The sequence below is a fragment of the Paracoccus tegillarcae genome (assembly GCF_002847305.1).
Classification (GTDB): domain Bacteria; phylum Pseudomonadota; class Alphaproteobacteria; order Rhodobacterales; family Rhodobacteraceae; genus Paracoccus; species Paracoccus tegillarcae.
The window spans coordinates 2,270,471-2,285,882 of record NZ_CP025408.1; the positions used below are offsets into that span (position 1 = coordinate 2,270,471).

The following is a 15,412-nucleotide window of genomic DNA, read 5'->3' on the forward strand; positions in this document are numbered from 1 at the left end:
GTATGTCCGTCCTCATCCGCTTGCCTCTGGCTGTGATCCTGGCTGGTATCGGCGCCCTGGCGATGATGATTCCGGCCCTTTATGCGTCGGTGATCAATCTCGACGCCATTGCGCGAAACTTTTTCTATTCAGGGCTCCTGTTTCTGATCCTGGCGGGCATGGTCGGCGTCGCCACCCTGTCCAATCCCACGGGACAACGCGCGCGGTCGCTTTTGCTGACCATGGTTGCGACGATGGCCGCCCTGCCGCTGATGCTGGCCGTGCCTTTCGCGGAAAGCCTGCCGGATACCGGTCTGTTCAATGCCTGGTGGGAGATGGTGTCATCGCTGACCACAACCGGCGCATCGCTTTATTCGGCGGATCTGCTTGCCCCACCCTTGCATCTGTGGCGGGCGCTGGTGGGCTGGATGGGCGGGTTGTTCATGCTGGTCGCGGCCATCGCCATCCTTGCGCCTCTGCGGGTTGGCGGCTTTGAGCTGATGTCCTCGCCCTATGGGCGCAGCGAGTATTTCGAACGTCTGCCCAAATCCTCCGACCCGCGCGAGCTGCAGCCGCACCTGTCCAACCCCACATTTCAGACCGAACTGGTCGATCCCGCCTATCGCCTTTTGCGCGCTACCCATGCCGTCGCACCGGTTTATGCGGCTTTGACGCTGGTTTTATGGGTCATCCTGTTGCTCTTGGGTGACAGTTCGCTGGTGGCGTTGTGCCGGGCGATGGGCACCTTGGCGACCTCGGGGATTTCGCCGGTGATGGGGCCGTCTGGGGAAAGCTCGGGCGTGGCTGGCGAGGTGGTTATCTTTGCCTTTCTCATCCCCGCGTTGTCACGTCGCTTCTGGCCGGGTGGGGGCGAGTTGCGGGCCACGGAAAAGCTGATCGACGATCCCGAATTACGGATGGCTGCCGGGGTCGTGACGCTGGTGGCCTCGCTGTTATTCGCGCGCCACTTCATTGGCGCCATCGAGGTCGCCACAGACGCCACGGCTGCACAATCCACGCAAGAGGGCGGCGGGCTGGCGGGTCTGGCAAACGCCGCCGCGGCAGCCTGGGGTGGCTTGTTCAACGTACTGAGCTATCTGACCACAACCGGCTGGAACAGCGTTGACTGGCAGGGTGCGCGCACCTGGTCGGGGCTCAATTCGCCCGGTGTCATGCTGGCCGGTCTGGCCATGTTCGGCGGTGGGGTGGCGACGACGGCGGGGGGCGTTAAATTGCTGCGTGTTTATGCGCTTGCCCGACACGGAGAACGAGAGCTGGAGCGGATCATCCACCCGCGATCCATCGGCGGCGGCGGGCGCATGGCCCGGCGTTTGCGCCGCGAGGGTGCCTATCTGGCCTTTATCTTCTTCATGCTTTTCGCGATGTCGATCGCGGTCGTGGTCATCCTGGTTTCCATCCAGCAGATCGAGTTTGAAACCGCGACCATCCTGTCCATCGCCGCACTGACAAATACCGGGCCGCTGGCCGGCGCCATCCCCCTGACCCCCGCCTTCGAAGGCACGGCCGGCGTCGCATCCGCCCCGTGGGAGGGCTGGTCGGGCCTGTCAGGGTACAACAAGGCGATTCTTGCGGGCGCGATGATCGTCGGGCGGCTTGAAACGCTGGCCATATTGGCGCTGTTCTCGCCGGAATTCTGGCGCCGCTGACGCGGCCGCCCCGCTCCTCGGTGCTGCGCGGTTTTTTATGCAAACGCAGCAAAATTTGTCGGCTTCGTGGTCGCGTCGGCGTCGTTTATGGCCGGCCTGCTGTGAAAAGCTTTCTGTCAAGTAACTTGCAAGCGCCGTTCGCAGCCCCTAAACCTTGATGAAAGACCAACTTTAGCAGGCAGGCTGAACCGAATGGCTGGCGATAAACAGAACCTTCAGGACGCATTTCTGAATCACGTCCGCAAGGCAAAGGTGCCCGTCACGATCTTCTTGATCAACGGCGTCAAACTGCAAGGCGTGATCACGTGGTTTGACAACTTCTGCGTGCTGTTGCGTCGCGACGGACAATCGCAGCTGGTTTACAAGCATGCGATCAGCACGATCATGCCGGGTCAGCCGATCAGCCTGTATGAAGGCGAAGATTGATTGACTGAGCCCACCTCGACCGAGGCTCTGCCCACACGGGCCTACGTGATCCATCCCGATATCGGCGACGCGCGCAAACAGCGGCGTCAACCTGAACATGCGCTGGCCGAGGCCGTGGCGCTGGCTCTGGCTTTGCCGGGGATCGAAATCGTGGGCTCTGAAACGGTGCGCCTGCGCAAGCCCGATCCGGGTAGGTTGTTCGGCAAGGGCAAGCAGGCCGAGATCGACGCGCGGCTGGAAGAGGCCGAAGTTGATCTGGTGCTGATCGACGGTCCTGTCAGCCCCGTGCAACAGCGCAATCTGGAAAAGGACTGGGGCGTCAAGCTGCTGGACCGGACCAGCCTGATCCTCGAGATATTCGCCGACCGCGCCCGCACGCGCGAGGGTGTGCTGCAGGTTGAACTGGCTGCGCTGTCCTATCAGCGCACACGACTGGTCCGCGCCTGGACCCACCTTGAACGTCAGCGGGGCGGGTTGGGATTCGTGGGCGGTCCGGGCGAAACCCAGATCGAGGCCGACCGTCGCGCCATCGATGAACAAATGACCCGGCTGCGGCGCCAGTTGGAGCGTGTGGTCAAAACCCGCAGCTTGCACCGCGCCGCACGGGCCAAGGTGCCTTATCCGATTGTCGCCCTTGTGGGCTATACCAATGCCGGAAAATCCACGTTGTTCAACCGGCTGACGGGTGCCGAGGTAATGGCAAAGGACATGCTGTTTGCCACGCTGGACCCGACCATGCGCGCTATCCGCCTGCCCGATGCACAGGGCGGCGGGCAGGGGCGCAAGATCATCCTGTCCGACACGGTGGGCTTTATCAGCGACCTGCCGCATGAACTGGTCGCCGCCTTCCGCGCCACGCTGGAAGAAGTGCTGGAGGCCGACCTGATCCTGCATGTGCGCGATATCAGCCATCCCGAAACCGAGGAACAGGCCGCAGATGTGGCCGAGATCCTTGACGGTCTGGGCGTGGACGAAGACGTCGCGCTGATCGAGGTCTGGAACAAGATCGACGCGCTCTCTGCCGATACCCGCGCCGCCTTGCGCCGTACTGATTCGCGGACCGAAGGCGTGCAGGCCGTCAGCGCGCTGAGCGGCGAGGGGCTGGACGATCTGGTCGCCGCCGTCGACGCGCATCTGGCCGAGGCGCTGGACGAGCCGCGCCACGAGGCTGTGGTGATGCTGCCCTTTTCCGATGGCCGCCGCCGCGCCTGGCTGCACGAGGCCGGCGTGGTCCAGAACGAACAGGCGACCGAGGACGGGCTGCGTTTCGACCTGCGCTGGACCGAACGGCAAAAGGCCGGGTTCGAGGCACTAGAGCCAGAAACAGGCGATCAGCAGTAGCGGCCCGGCAAGGGGCTGTGCAGAGGTGCCGATGCGGACGGATCAGATCGTCATTCTTCTGGGCAGCGCACCCAATGCCGTGCAGATCCGCGACTGGCAGCGGCCAGCGGGCTGCGTGATTGTCGCGATCAACAACGCCTGGCGGCTGCGTGACGATTGGGACGTCCATATCGCACCCGATGATTTCCCCGCCGACCGATTGCCACCGCATCCGGGTGCCGATCAGCGCCGCATAGGCTCTGGCGATTATGTGCCGGCGAATAACGACTATGGCGGGGTCGTCTATGCCGGCGGCACCATGGCCTTTTCGGCAGGCTATTGGGTGCTGTCTGCGCTGCGCCCGTCTGCGATGATCATCGTCGGTTGCGATATGATCTATCCGGCGACAGGCCAGACGCATTTCTATGGCACCGGCACCCCTGATCCGTTGCGAGTGGACCCCACGCTTCGCAGCCTTGAGGCAAAATCAGCCCGTCTGATGCTGCATGCCGCGCAGCAAGGCTGTGCCTGCCTGCGCGCGCCAGATGGTAACAGCCGCCTTGTCTGCCCGGCCATCGCTCTGTCCGCCCTTTCGGCGGCGCTTCCTGCGCCCATCAACGTCGACGCACCGGCATTCGAGGATGCCAAGCGCCGCGAGGCCGAGGCGGGCTATGTCGTCAGGTCGGGCCGCTACTGGACCGAAGCAGCCTCGTTCAAGGCAGAGGTCGTGGATGCCATCGATCAGGCCTGGTTGCACGCGCTGCGCGCCAGTGGGGCGGCCCCTTGACGGGACAGGTCCGGCCTCCCATATCGTGCTTCTCGGGTTCAGACCCCGGCCGCTCACAAGGCGCAAGCCTATGGTGAAGTTCTGAAATCAGACCGCTTTTGGGCAATATGTCCGACGGCGGCAATGTGAGCCCCGCCCCATTTTGGCATATTTGCTTGAAGGAATGAAAACATGGCTATGACCCATGACGTGAATATATTGAAATCGCAGGCAAAAAATCTGCGTTCTGCGCTGGAACGCGCAGGCACCCCGGTCTCGCATTCGCAGGCGCTGGAACTGGTTGCGCAAAGCCACGGCGCGCGCGACTGGAACACCGCCCATGCCACGGCTGATGCGGTGTCGCTGTGGCAGTTCGGTGGCCCGGTCAAAGGGCGCTATCTCGGCCAGCCCTTTACCGGCCGCGTTGTTGCCGCCAGTGAACGCGGACGCAATCACCACGCGCTGACGATCAACTTCGACAAGGCCGTTGATGTCTCGCGTTCGGAGTTGTTCGAGGCACAGCGCAAACGGATCCATGCGACCGTCAACACCGCAGGGCGCAGCATCAGCCGCACCTCGGACGGGCAGCCCCATCTGGTGCTGGAAGCCGCCTGACTGCGCAACCGTAAGGTTCATACATGATCGACAAGGGGGCCAATCGGTCCCCTTGTTTCGTTTCAGCGGGTCAGGCGGGCGATGGTGTGCGCGACCTTGCCTGCAAAACGCTCGGCGCGTTCGGGCGTGACATCCTCGGCGCGGTAGAGGGCCAGCCAGTGCAGTCTGGCCTTGGGCGCGCAGGGTGCCATGATTGCCCACCGCAGCACCCGCCTCAGCGGGCGGCGAAGCACCAGCCAGTCAACCCACCGGGGCGAGCCAAGGGTCGTCACCGCAACGACATGGCGCAGCCGCGCCAGACGCGGAACCAGCTTGCCCCTGTCGGCGCTGTGATCAAAGGCGATGCCGGGCCGCCAGACCCGGTCGAACCAACCCTTCAACAGCGCGGGAAAGCCGAACCACCAGGTCGGAAACACGAGGATCAGCAATTCGGCCTGCCGCAATTGCGTGGCCATCTCGCGTATGATCGGGTCCGAAATATCAGCGTCCGCGGCATAATAACCGCTGCGTTCACCGGCATTCAGGCGCGGGTCGAAACCCAGGGCGACAAGATCAACGATATCGACCTGATGCCCGGCGTCGCGGGCCGCCGTCAGCGCCCGGTCGGCAAGATGACGGCTGAGGCTGCGCTGCACCGGGTGGCAGATCACCAACAACGCCTGCATCACATCGACCTGCGGATCGGGAATTCGGCCAGAGCTGCTGCCTGCTCGGCGCTCAAGGCACCGGGCTGCACGATGCTGGTATGGATCGAAAACACGACCGCCTGGGTCCGGGGCAGGCGGAACAGGCATTGGCGTTCGACCCGGATCAGCGGCGTGTCGCCGGGCAGGGCGGCTTTTTCGGCCTCGGATAAGGGATTGTGCAGGGGGGCATCGGTCCAATGCGCCGTACCTCGCATCATGCCGGAACCGGGCCGAACACCGTCCAGCAGGCGCTGAACCCGGCGGGCGATATTCTCGTCATACTGGGCGACGGGGGCATGGATGCGAACCATGGGCTGCATGAATTTCTGATCCAGCCGCCACCCCGCCGGAAAGCACAGCGCCGCTGCGGTCAGGATATGTTGATCTGATCCGTCGGGACGCTGCATCAGACACATATCCTCGGCCAACAGCCGGCCGATGGTTGCCATCGGCGCATCGTGGTCCACCGTCACCGACACGCCATCGGGGCGCTGCACCCTCGTGCGCTTCGCCGCAACGCGATGCCCAAGCGCGGGCAGCAGCGGCAGAATTGTGTCCAACAGCTCTTGCGCGGCGGGGCGGGCGGCAGGCGACAGGGCCAGCACCGCATCGGGCTGCCCCGCGACCAACCCATCACGCAGGGCCATCTGACCCGCATAGGCACCATCGACCAGCAGCCAGTCATCCAGCGCCACCGGAACCGTGCCGGGCAACCGCCGGGTTGCGGGATCGGCCCAGGGGGCAAAGGCAAGGCTGGGTTGCAACACGTCGCTCATCCCCGATCTGTCGCCCTTCGGCTGTCAGCTTGCAAGGGGCCGCGCCACCGTTGCCTGCGACACCGCGTGGGATATTTGCTTGCCGATCTTGGGGCGGGCGCTTGCAGGCGAGGCTGTGCGTTCATATAGAAGGCGGCATGAGTTTTGAGGCGTTCGGCATACGAATTACAAGCCCGGCGGTGTGAGGTTTCGCGCCGCCGGGATGACGTCTGCCGAAACGACTGACCCAAAGGACCGCCCGATGAGCGCCGAGACCCCCGACTATCGCGATACCGTTTTTCTGCCCAGGACCGATTTCCCCATGCGCGCCGGATTGCCCGCGCGTGAACCCGAATGGCTGGATCGGTGGGCGCGCATCGGCCTCTATGACCGGCTGCGCGAACAGGCCGACGGGCGCACGCCCTTCATCCTGCATGACGGCCCGCCCTATGCGAACGGCCATCTGCATATCGGCCACGCGCTGAACAAGACGCTGAAGGATATGGTCGTGCGCTCCCAGCAGATGATGGGCCGCGATGCGCGCTATGTGCCGGGCTGGGATTGCCACGGTCTGCCGATCGAATGGAAGATCGAGGAAAAATACCGCAAGGACGGCCGCGACAAGGACGCCGTCGATGTGGTCGAGTTCCGTCAGGAATGCCGCCGTTTCGCCGATGAATGGATCGACATCCAGCGTTCCGAATTCAAGCGCCTTGGCATCACCGGCAAATGGGATGACCCCTATCTGACGATGAACTACCACGCCGAGGCGGTGATCGCGGCCGAGTTCATGAAGCTGCTGATGAACGGCAGCCTGTATCAGGGATCCAAACCCGTGATGTGGTCGCCCGTGGAAAAAACCGCGCTGGCCGAGGCCGAGGTCGAATATCACGACCATACCAGCCATACGGTGTGGGTGCGGTTTAAGACTATAGGTGTCAAGCCGAAAGCCCAGTGGATTGGCACGTCCGATGAAGAAGTTCAGCGGTTCAAAGATGATTATAATGACCAACTGCAGGCGATGGCTGATCTTATCGGGACAGAAGCAAAAGCCTCTGTAGTGATTTGGACAACGACTCCATGGACTATTCCTCAGAACCGTGCGGTCGCATTTAATCCTGATATTTCTTATGGCTTGTTTGAGGTTGGTGAGGTCGCAGAAAACTCCAATGCCGTGCGCGGCGAAACGCTGCTGCTGGCTGACTCGCTCGCCGAGAACGTGATGCAAGCTGCCAAGGTCGAAAATTACACGCGCCTGCGCGACATTCCGGCAGATCAATTGAAGATGCTGACGCTTGATCATCCTTTGAAGGGCGTTGAAGGGGGGCAAAATGCCGAGGGCAAGGATGAGTGGGGAGACAGAATTCCCATGCTGCCCGGCGATCACGTCACCGACGACGCCGGCACGGGCTTTGTCCATACCGCGCCGAGCCATGGCGATGACGATTATCAGCTTGGCCTGAAACACGGCCTGCCCATGACCTATAACGTCGAGCCGGATGGTAGCTATCGCAAGGATCTGCCGATCTTTGGCGGTGAGGCCATCGTGCAGCCCGACGGCAAGGACGGTCCGGCCAATGTCAGCGTGATCAAGAACCTTGCCTGGGCGCGCGCGCTGCTGGCCAAGGGCAAGATCAAGCACAGCTATCCGCATAGCTGGCGGTCCAAGGCTCCGCTGATCTATCGCAATACCGCGCAATGGTTTGCGGCCATCGACAAGCCGTTGGAAGACGGCATGGGCGACTATGGCGACACGATCCGCGACCGGGCGCTGACCAGCATCGACAAGCTGGTGCATTGGACGCCGCAATCGGGGCGTAACCGGATCCACTCGATGGTCGAGAACCGGCCCGATTGGGTGCTGTCGCGCCAGCGCGCATGGGGCGTGCCGCTGACCTGTTTTATCCGCAAGGGTGCCAAGCCAGATGCCGATGATTTCCTGCTGCGCGACGCGCGGGTGAATGACCGGATCGTCGCCGCTTTCGAGGCAGACGGTGCGGATGCGTGGTACAAGCCCGGCTTCAAGGAAACCGTTCTGGACGGCGTGGCAAACCCTGACGATTACGATCAGATCATGGATGTGCTGGACGTGTGGTTTGACAGCGGAAGCACCCATGCTTTCGTGATCCGCGACCGCGCTGATGGCGCGCCGGACGGGATTGCTGATCTGTATCTGGAAGGCACCGACCAGCATCGCGGCTGGTTCCATTCCTCGCTGTTGCAGGCATCGGCCACCAAAGGCCGCGCGCCCTATCGCGGCGTGCTGACGCATGGGTTCACGCTGGATGAAAAGGGCATGAAAATGTCCAAGTCGCTTGGCAATACCATCGTGCCCGCCGAGGTGATCGAACAATACGGTGCCGATATCCTGCGGCTTTGGGTGGCGCAGACGGATTACACCGCCGATCAGCGGATCGGGCCGGAAATCCTGAAAGGCACCGCCGACAGCTATCGCCGTTTGCGCAATACCTTGCGCTTCATGCTCGGCAATCTGGACGGGTTCAGCGATGCGGAAAAGGTCGCACCCGAGGACATGCCTGAATTGGAGCAATGGGTGCTGCACCGTCTGGCGCAACTGGATCACCGGGTGCGTCAGGGCTATGACGCCTATGACTTCCAGGGCGTGTTCCAGACGCTGTTCCAGTTCTGCACCGTTGATCTGTCAGCGTTCTATTTCGATATCCGCAAGGATGCGCTGTATTGCGATGCGGCCGACAGCATCCGCCGGCGTTCTGCCCGGACCGTCTCGGATATCCTGTTCCATCGCCTTGTGACCTGGCTGGCCCCGATCCTGCCCTTCACGATGGAGGATGTCTGGCTGTCGCGGTTCCCGTCGGATGATGACAGCGTACATCTGCACGATTTCCCGCTGACGCCTGCCGATTGGCTGAATGAACCGCTGGCGGCGAAATGGGATGCGGTGCGCCGCGCACGTCGTGTGGTGACGGCGGCGCTGGAGGTCAAGCGGGCCGACAAGACCATTGGTGCCAGCCTCGAGGCCGCGCCAATCGTGCATGTCGAGGATGGTGATACGCTGGCGGCGCTGAAATCGGTGAACTTCGCCGATATGTGCATCGTCTCGGATATCTCGCTGACCGCCGATCCCGCCCCGAACGAGGCGTTTCGGATGACCGAGGCACCGGGCATCGGTGTGGTCTTTGAACTGGCCGAGGGCGAGAAATGTCAGCGCTGCTGGAAGATCCTGCCCGATGTGGGCACGCACAGCCATCCCGGCGTCTGTGCGCGCTGTGACGAGGTGCTGAGCGGGGCGTAACAGCCCCGCAAGGTCCCGTCAGGTCAGCCACCAGCCCTTGTCTTTCAGCAATTGCCGGATCGGGCGTTCCTGGCGCGATGGGGCTTGGCCGTCGAAAAGCGGTCGGATCTTTTCGCGCCCCTTGCCCTGATAGATCAGCTTGCGCGCGGGCTGCCAGTCGCGCAGGACGCGCTTGATCCGGTTGGGGGCGGTCACGGCCTCTGTGACCTCGATCGCGCGGTCGGATTCGCGCGCATAGAGCAGAGGCAGATTGCGGTAATGGCAAGTGGTTTCACCGTCCAATCCATCCAGCTCCGGACCCGGTCGGGTGCCGCCAAAGGAATGGATGACCAAGGGCAAGACAGCCTGATCCAGCCACGGGTCCAGCACCTGATTGGCCAGTTCATCCTGAGGCGCGTCCCGAACGGCCAGCGCCCATTCCAGAAAGCGGCGCCGAAATTCCACCGGATCGGCGCCGAAAAACCAGCCGGCATTGAAATAGAGATAGCGTTCCCAATGCTCGTCAGGCTGCGTCAGATCCAGTGTGTTTTCATAGTCCAGCCCAAAGCGATCATACATCGACCGCCAGATGCCCGCATAACCGGGCCCGTAGATCGGGGGCTGCGGCCAAGTTCCCTCGCGGCGCATCGAGGCGGATGGACGGCTGAAATCCAGCGGCAAATCCGCCAGTTCATCAAGAATCACGGTGTCTGTGTCGAAAAAGATGAACGGCTCGTTTTCGGGCAGGGCCGAAAGCGCCTCGATCTTGTTGCCATAAGGGTAAGACGCGCCGAAATGCTGCGCGGTAAAGGGTGTGGTCTCGGCGCCCATCTCTGTCAGCAGGGTGCGGTGGTCCGCGTCAAGCCGGGTCGAACGGCCAGCCCAGGCTGCCTGGGGCTGTGGCTCTGCCACGATCAGGCGGCCCTGAAAGCCGGGCGATTGCGCGCGCAGGCTGGCAGCAAAGATCAGCGCCTGATGAGCAAGCCGCCCATCCTGCGCAACAATCAGAATGTTGAAAGCCTGAGCTGTTTTTCGGGGCGCTTGCATCATAGTTGGCCCTTCGCGTCTTTGTGGCCCGGTAACAGGCGGCGATGCCGATCAGGGCGCAACGGCACCGGTTCGGCGACAGCGATAGGCCAGCAAGCCTTTGCCGTCAACGCGGATGGCCCAAGCGGGGCAAGGCAATCTGGGGTGAAATGGTGGGCGACCCTGGAATCGAACCAGGCGTGGGTCTCCCCGGCGGAGTTACAGTCCGCTGCCGCACCTTGCAGCACGTCGCCCGCCGAACGCCTCGGCGTGTGGGGTGATTAGCGGGCGTTCCAAGGGGCGTCAAGCGGATATCCGGGGCTTGCGCATAGTAAGGCTTGTGCGCCATGAGGGGGAGGCAAGCAGGGGAAAACCGATGGCCGAAAAGCCCGGAAAATCGAAAAAGCCCACCTGGGTGATAGACAAGGAGCGCGCGAAACGCGCCTCGGCGGCAGAGACTGTCTGGTTGTTCGGGCTGCATGCCGTTCGTGACGCTCTGGCCAATCCAGTGCGGGAAAAGCTGCGGTTGGTGGTGACGCGGAATGCGCTGGATCGTCTGGGCGATACCGGCGGGCTGGAGCCGGAAATCACCGACCCGCGCGTTTTCGACAAGACCGTTCCGCTGGCCGGCGAAAGCGTGCATCAGGGCACCGCACTTGAGGTCAAGCAACTGAAATGGGGCAGCCTGAGCGAGGCGGCACTGCGCGAGGCACCGGGCGAAACCCGTCCGCTGGTTCTGGCGCTGGACCGGGTGACCGATCCGCATAATATCGGTGCGATCCTGCGTTCGGCCGAGGTGTTTGGCGCACGCGCGGTCATCGCCCCCGCGCGCCATTCCGCGCCCGAGACAGGCGCGCTGGCCAAGGCTGCATCGGGCGCGCTTGAGCGGCAGCCCTATCTCAGGGTGCCCAATCTGGCCGAGGCGCTGATCTCGTTGAAAGAGATGGGGTTCATCACCGTCGGTCTGGATGGCACCGGCGACGAGCCGCTGCCCAGGCTGCTGGACGATCTGCCGGGCCGGGCGATCTGTCTGGTGCTGGGCGCCGAGGGGCCGGGGATGCGCAGCCGCACGATGGATTTGTGCGATCACGTTGTCCGCATTCCCTTTGCCGCTGATTTCGGGTCACTGAATGTGTCCAACGCAGCCGCCGTCGCCTTGTACGCTGCAACGCGTCGCTAAGGTCACATCAGCGCGACAAACTGCGCGAGCGCATTGAGAATCATCGTCGACACTGCCAGATTTGCAAGGTTCCGCAATTCAGTACGTGCCATGAAATCCCTTATCGCCGCCCTCGTCATTCTCTTGTCGCCGCTGTCGCCGATCGCATCAGCGGCCGTTGCGCAGGATTGGGCGCTGGGTGGCTTTGATCCGGTCGGCTATCAGGCCGAGGGACGCGCGGTGCCGGGGCGCAATGACATCTCGACCACCTGGAAAGGGATGGTCTGGCATTTCGCGACCGTCGAGAACCGCGCCCGGTTCGAGGCTGATCCGCGCAGCTTTTCACCGGGTCTAGGTGGGTTTTGCCCGGTCGCGATGGCCCATGGTCGGCGCGAGGCCGGCGACCCGCGGCATTTCGTGATCGTGGGCAACCGGGTCTATTTGCTGCGCAATGGCAGCGACCAGCGCCGCTTTATGCAAGATCCCCGGGCGATCCTGATGGAGGCCCGCAAAGTCTGGGCGTCGCGCTAATATTTGTTGGATCACGATTCTGCGAAAAGTCTGGAACTTTCGGGGTCGGCTAACCATTTATCCTTATAGAACATGACCCCGGAACGGTCATGTTCGGATCACTGTCCCTCGTTCCGCGACTTGCGCCCGGCCAGACTTCTGGACCGGGCGCCTTTTCTATGCGAGGGTACGGTCTGCAACCTTTGGATGAGGTATGTCATGCCATCAAACCTGGCCGAAAGAATCGACGACGACGAATTGGTCGATCGTCAGATTGCCGGAATTGCTCGTGAGATCAACGTGGTCGCCATGGTTGGCCTGTCGCCAAATCAGGACCGTCCCAGCTGGGGAGTGGCTCGGTATTTGCAATCGCAGGGTATTCGGGTGATTCCCGTCAATCCTGGCCATGCGGGCAAGTCAATTCTGGACGAACTGGTATATGCTGACCTGTCCTCGATCCCGGCGGATGCCGGTGTGGAAATGGTCGACATCTTTCGCCGCTCTGAGGCGGTGCGGTCGATCGTTGACGAGGCGGTCGCAAAATTGTCTGACCTGCGGGTGATCTGGACGCAGTTGGATGTGCGCGATGACGAGGCTGCGGCCTTGGCCCGGGGTCGCGGGATCACTGTTATTCAGGACCGCTGCCCCAAGATCGAGTTTCCGCGCTTTCTGTAGTATTGATCAGGGCCATCGAGTCCTGAAAACCCGCTTAACTGAAATGAAAAAGGCCGCAGCATCCGCTGCGGCCTTTTGCTGTTCTGTGACGCCCTCGCGGTGGCGAGGGCGTCTGCTGGCTCAATTGGCCTGCGCGGTCTGCAGCAGATCTGTGATGCGGCGGACGGACGCGCGACGGTTGTCGCGGATATCGCCCTCTGAGCGCACCTTGAGGAACTGCTCGCCATAGCCTTGTACGACCATGTTTTCCGGCGGGACGTCGAAATACTCGGTCAGCGCCAGTGCTACGGATTCCGCGCGGCGGTCTGACAGTGCCAGGTTCATCGCATCCGCGCCCACCGTGTCGGTGTGACCCTCGATCATGAAGATCTCACGTGGGTTATTGGCGATGGCATCCTGGATAACGCTGCCAAGGCCCGACAGTTGACGCGCCTGATCGGGGTTGATTGCCGCCGAGCCGGTGTCAAAGGTGATCGCGTCGATATTGACCGGCGCCACCAATGCGCGCACCTCGGGGATATTGCGCACCTGACCCAGGGTAAAGCGACGGTCGATCACGGACTCGCGCTGCAGGGCGGCCCGCAATTCGTCCTCGGACATTGCGCCATCGCTGGTCTGTGCCTCTGCCGGTGCGGGCAGGCTGGCCACATCGACGGGGCGCACATCGGCGGTGTCGTCGATCAGCATGGTCGAGGTGCCATCGGTCGAGATCAGCGTGCGGCGAAGGACACGCAAGTCGGCATCGCGGATGGTGACAACCTTGCTGCCATCTTCGCGTGTGACAATGGTCCGCGAGCTGCCGTCATCGAAGTTCTCGGTCGTGACGGTGCTGCCCGGTTGGCGCAGCAGGGCGACCTCATCCTTGATGACCTCCTGGCTGCCATCGGCGCGGGTGACAACCACCCGGTCATCCGTGCTGAGCGCGACCTGACGGTTGTTGTTCAGCATCTGGCCCACGGCCACCGCACCCAGACCAAGGATCAACGCCTTGGCAAGGTCGTTATCGCCGCCGTCATCGGCCGCGGCATTCGCCTGTTGCTGATCGTTGGTCGCGCCGGTCAGCTGACCTGCCTGTTCCAGCGCGCCGCGAAGGCTGGCCTCGAAATCATCGGCCGAGCTGCGGCTGTTGGCCTCGGTGATCTCTTGTTCGTCGACCGTCTCGCCTGCGCCATCTGCGGCGTCGAGGGCGGTTGCAACCGGGGCCTCAGCCTCTTCGGCGGCTTCCTTGGAGGCGGCGGTTTCGACCGTATCCTCTTCGGGTGCGCGAGGCAGGATCTCGCCATTGGCGTTGACCCGGTTGATCTGACGACCACTCGGCAACAGTGCGACGCTGTCATTGTCGTTGACGATCACCCCGACACCGCGCGGTGTCATCAATGCGACGCCTTGGGCGCAAGGGGCGGCTTCGCCGGTCTGACAGATCAACTGGTCATGGGTCAGCCCTGCATCCAGTTCCTGACGCAGCACAGATGCCAGACCCGGCATTTCCGAGATCCGCTCACGCGCCGTTTCGCCGTTCGCCATGGTCAAGCCACCGGCGGTTTCGGCCTCCGCCTGCTCGGGTTCTGCGGCGGGTTCCTGAGCGTTGGCCAGAGCCTCTGCCAGTGCGTCCTCGTCAGCGGTGTCAGCTTCCGTGGCCGTTTCGACCTGTGCCTCGGCTTCTGCTTCGGGTTCTTGCACGTCTGCCTCGGCGTTGGTCTCTGCCTCTGCCTCTGCCTCTGCCTCGGGTTCTTGAACGTCTGCTTCGGCGGTGGTCTCGGCTTCTGCTTCGGGTTCTTGAATGTCTGCTTCGGCGGTGGCCTCTGCCTCTGCAGGCTCGGCCGCTGCGCCAAGGTCTTGCTGCGCCTCTGCTGCGGCCTGATCAAGTGCGGTCGCCGGCTCTTCGGCTTCTGCCGTCACTTCGGCCTCGGCCATTTCAGGCTCTGCCTCGGCGGTTTCGGGCGCCGCCTCGGCGACACTCTCTGCTTCCGCATTCGCGTCGTCCCCGGCAAGTGCGGTCTCAAGCTCGGCTACGGCCTCTTCCTCTGTGGGCGCGGCCTCGGCTGCTTGCGCCGCGTCGCGTGGGATGACGTTTCCGTCTGCGTCCGCGCGGTTCACCTGCTGGTTCACTGGCGCCAGAACGATCGCATCGCTTTCGGCGACCTCGACGACCACACCTTCGGGCGTCGCCAGAGGCACGTCGTCCGCGCAGGGACGCGCATCGCCATTCAGGCAAACCAGACCGTCGACCGTCAGGCCGGCATCCATTTCGGCCTGCAGGACACCGGCAAGAAATGGCATGGCCTCGGCGCGGGGCTGGGCCTCTGCATTGGCGATGTCGTCGCTGATCCGCATTTCGGCGGCGGCAACCTGCGGCAAGAGCAGTGCAAGGCCTGCTGCGATGGCGGTTGTGTTGTGAATGATCCGGCGCATGGGCGCTCCCTTTTTTTCCCTGTGGTCGGCATAGTCCGGTGCTGCCTAGATAACAGGTCAAGGACCAGACGGTTCCAAACAAGCGCGTGACCCGGACGTGAGCGTCGGGATTGCCAGCGCGCCGGCGGCGTCTTATCCCAGAGATCAAGGGTAGGATCAGGAG

General features: G+C 62.9%; 13 protein-coding genes and 1 tRNA gene. 9 read left to right on the forward strand and 5 right to left on the reverse strand.

Annotated features, from left to right (window positions below; translation table 11 throughout):
- The first annotated feature begins 2 nt into the window (after positions 1-2).
- The 5 genes from CUV01_RS11135 to CUV01_RS11155 all read left to right on the forward strand — a co-directional run bounded on the left by CUV01_RS11135 (position 3) and on the right by CUV01_RS11155 (position 4,773).
- Positions 3-1,646: a potassium transporter TrkG gene (locus CUV01_RS11135; protein ID WP_101460536.1), complete on the forward strand. Its 1,644-nt coding sequence runs from the start codon at positions 3-5 to the stop codon at positions 1,644-1,646.
- Between the two features lie 192 nt (positions 1,647-1,838).
- Positions 1,839-2,072 carry an RNA chaperone Hfq gene (hfq, locus tag CUV01_RS11140; protein WP_020949330.1) on the forward strand — a complete coding sequence of 78 codons (234 nt, stop codon included), beginning with the start codon at positions 1,839-1,841 and terminating at the stop codon, positions 2,070-2,072.
- On the forward strand, positions 2,073-3,413 hold the full coding sequence (gene hflX, locus CUV01_RS11145; protein ID WP_101460537.1) for a GTPase HflX: 1,341 nt from the start codon (positions 2,073-2,075) through the stop codon (positions 3,411-3,413).
- A gap of 31 nt (positions 3,414-3,444) precedes the next feature.
- Positions 3,445-4,179, forward strand: coding sequence for a hypothetical protein (locus CUV01_RS11150; protein ID WP_101460538.1), 735 nt, complete (start codon positions 3,445-3,447; stop codon positions 4,177-4,179).
- Between the two features lie 171 nt (positions 4,180-4,350).
- Positions 4,351-4,773 carry a glyoxalase superfamily protein gene (locus tag CUV01_RS11155; protein WP_101460539.1) on the forward strand — a complete coding sequence of 141 codons (423 nt, stop codon included), beginning with the start codon at positions 4,351-4,353 and terminating at the stop codon, positions 4,771-4,773.
- Between the two features lie 62 nt (positions 4,774-4,835).
- On the opposite strand, the gene CUV01_RS11160 is transcribed toward CUV01_RS11155, so the two are convergent.
- The gene (locus CUV01_RS11160) at positions 4,836-5,438 is read right to left on the reverse strand and encodes an NAD(P)H-dependent oxidoreductase (RefSeq protein WP_101460540.1); all 603 of its coding nucleotides are present in this window, start codon (positions 5,436-5,438) and stop codon (positions 4,836-4,838) included.
- Positions 5,438-6,235 (reverse strand): heme-dependent oxidative N-demethylase family protein, encoded by a 798-nt coding sequence (locus CUV01_RS11165; RefSeq protein WP_101460541.1) that lies wholly within the window; start codon positions 6,233-6,235, stop codon positions 5,438-5,440. Before CUV01_RS11165 ends, CUV01_RS11160 begins: the two co-directional genes overlap by 1 nt.
- 241 nt (positions 6,236-6,476) lie before the next feature.
- Between CUV01_RS11165 and ileS the strand changes: the two genes are divergently transcribed.
- Positions 6,477-9,488 carry an isoleucine--tRNA ligase gene (ileS, locus tag CUV01_RS11170; RefSeq protein ID WP_101462034.1) on the forward strand — a complete coding sequence of 1,004 codons (3,012 nt, stop codon included), beginning with the start codon at positions 6,477-6,479 and terminating at the stop codon, positions 9,486-9,488.
- Between the two features lie 18 nt (positions 9,489-9,506).
- Here the strand turns inward: ileS and CUV01_RS11175 are convergent, their stop codons facing one another.
- Positions 9,507-10,517 carry a hypothetical protein gene (locus CUV01_RS11175; RefSeq protein WP_422385837.1) on the reverse strand — a complete coding sequence of 337 codons (1,011 nt, stop codon included), beginning with the start codon at positions 10,515-10,517 and terminating at the stop codon, positions 9,507-9,509.
- 147 nt (positions 10,518-10,664) lie between these two features.
- A tRNA-Tyr gene (locus CUV01_RS11180) sits at positions 10,665-10,748 on the reverse strand.
- Positions 10,749-10,869: 121 nt separating this feature from the next.
- On the opposite strand from CUV01_RS11180, the gene rlmB reads away from it, so the two are divergent.
- The 3 genes from rlmB to CUV01_RS11195 all read left to right on the forward strand — a co-directional run bounded on the left by rlmB (position 10,870) and on the right by CUV01_RS11195 (position 12,837).
- Entirely contained in the window at positions 10,870-11,673 is an 804-nt protein-coding gene (gene rlmB / locus CUV01_RS11185; RefSeq protein ID WP_101460543.1) for a 23S rRNA (guanosine(2251)-2'-O)-methyltransferase RlmB, read from the forward strand.
- Positions 11,674-11,763: 90 nt separating this feature from the next.
- Positions 11,764-12,183 carry a YHS domain-containing (seleno)protein gene (locus CUV01_RS11190; protein WP_232962197.1) on the forward strand — a complete coding sequence of 140 codons (420 nt, stop codon included), beginning with the start codon at positions 11,764-11,766 and terminating at the stop codon, positions 12,181-12,183.
- Between the two features lie 198 nt (positions 12,184-12,381).
- Entirely contained in the window at positions 12,382-12,837 is a 456-nt protein-coding gene (locus tag CUV01_RS11195; protein ID WP_101462036.1) for a CoA-binding protein, read from the forward strand.
- 120 nt (positions 12,838-12,957) lie between these two features.
- Here the strand turns inward: CUV01_RS11195 and CUV01_RS11200 are convergent, their stop codons facing one another.
- Positions 12,958-15,249, reverse strand: a complete 2,292-nt coding sequence (locus tag CUV01_RS11200) for an OmpA family protein (protein WP_101460544.1) — start codon at positions 15,247-15,249, stop codon at positions 12,958-12,960.
- Positions 15,250-15,412 lie beyond the last annotated feature (163 nt).

Coding starts and splice junctions, on each gene's coding strand:
- CUV01_RS11135 (WP_101460536.1), top strand. CDS start 3: ATGTCCGTCCTCATCCGCTTGCCTCTGGCTGTGATCCTGGCTGGTATC.
- hfq (WP_020949330.1), top strand. CDS start 1,839: ATGGCTGGCGATAAACAGAACCTTCAGGACGCATTTCTGAATCACGTC.
- CUV01_RS11150 (WP_101460538.1), top strand. CDS start 3,445: ATGCGGACGGATCAGATCGTCATTCTTCTGGGCAGCGCACCCAATGCC.
- CUV01_RS11200 (WP_101460544.1), bottom strand. CDS start 15,249: ATGCGCCGGATCATTCACAACACAACCGCCATCGCAGCAGGCCTTGCA.
- CUV01_RS11155 (WP_101460539.1), top strand. CDS start 4,351: ATGGCTATGACCCATGACGTGAATATATTGAAATCGCAGGCAAAAAAT.
- CUV01_RS11190 (WP_232962197.1), top strand. CDS start 11,764: ATGAAATCCCTTATCGCCGCCCTCGTCATTCTCTTGTCGCCGCTGTCG.
- CUV01_RS11160 (WP_101460540.1), bottom strand. CDS start 5,438: ATGCAGGCGTTGTTGGTGATCTGCCACCCGGTGCAGCGCAGCCTCAGC.
- CUV01_RS11175 (WP_422385837.1), bottom strand. CDS start 10,517: ATGATGCAAGCGCCCCGAAAAACAGCTCAGGCTTTCAACATTCTGATT.
- ileS (WP_101462034.1), top strand. CDS start 6,477: ATGAGCGCCGAGACCCCCGACTATCGCGATACCGTTTTTCTGCCCAGG.
- CUV01_RS11195 (WP_101462036.1), top strand. CDS start 12,382: ATGCCATCAAACCTGGCCGAAAGAATCGACGACGACGAATTGGTCGAT.
- rlmB (WP_101460543.1), top strand. CDS start 10,870: ATGGCCGAAAAGCCCGGAAAATCGAAAAAGCCCACCTGGGTGATAGAC.
- CUV01_RS11165 (WP_101460541.1), bottom strand. CDS start 6,235: ATGAGCGACGTGTTGCAACCCAGCCTTGCCTTTGCCCCCTGGGCCGAT.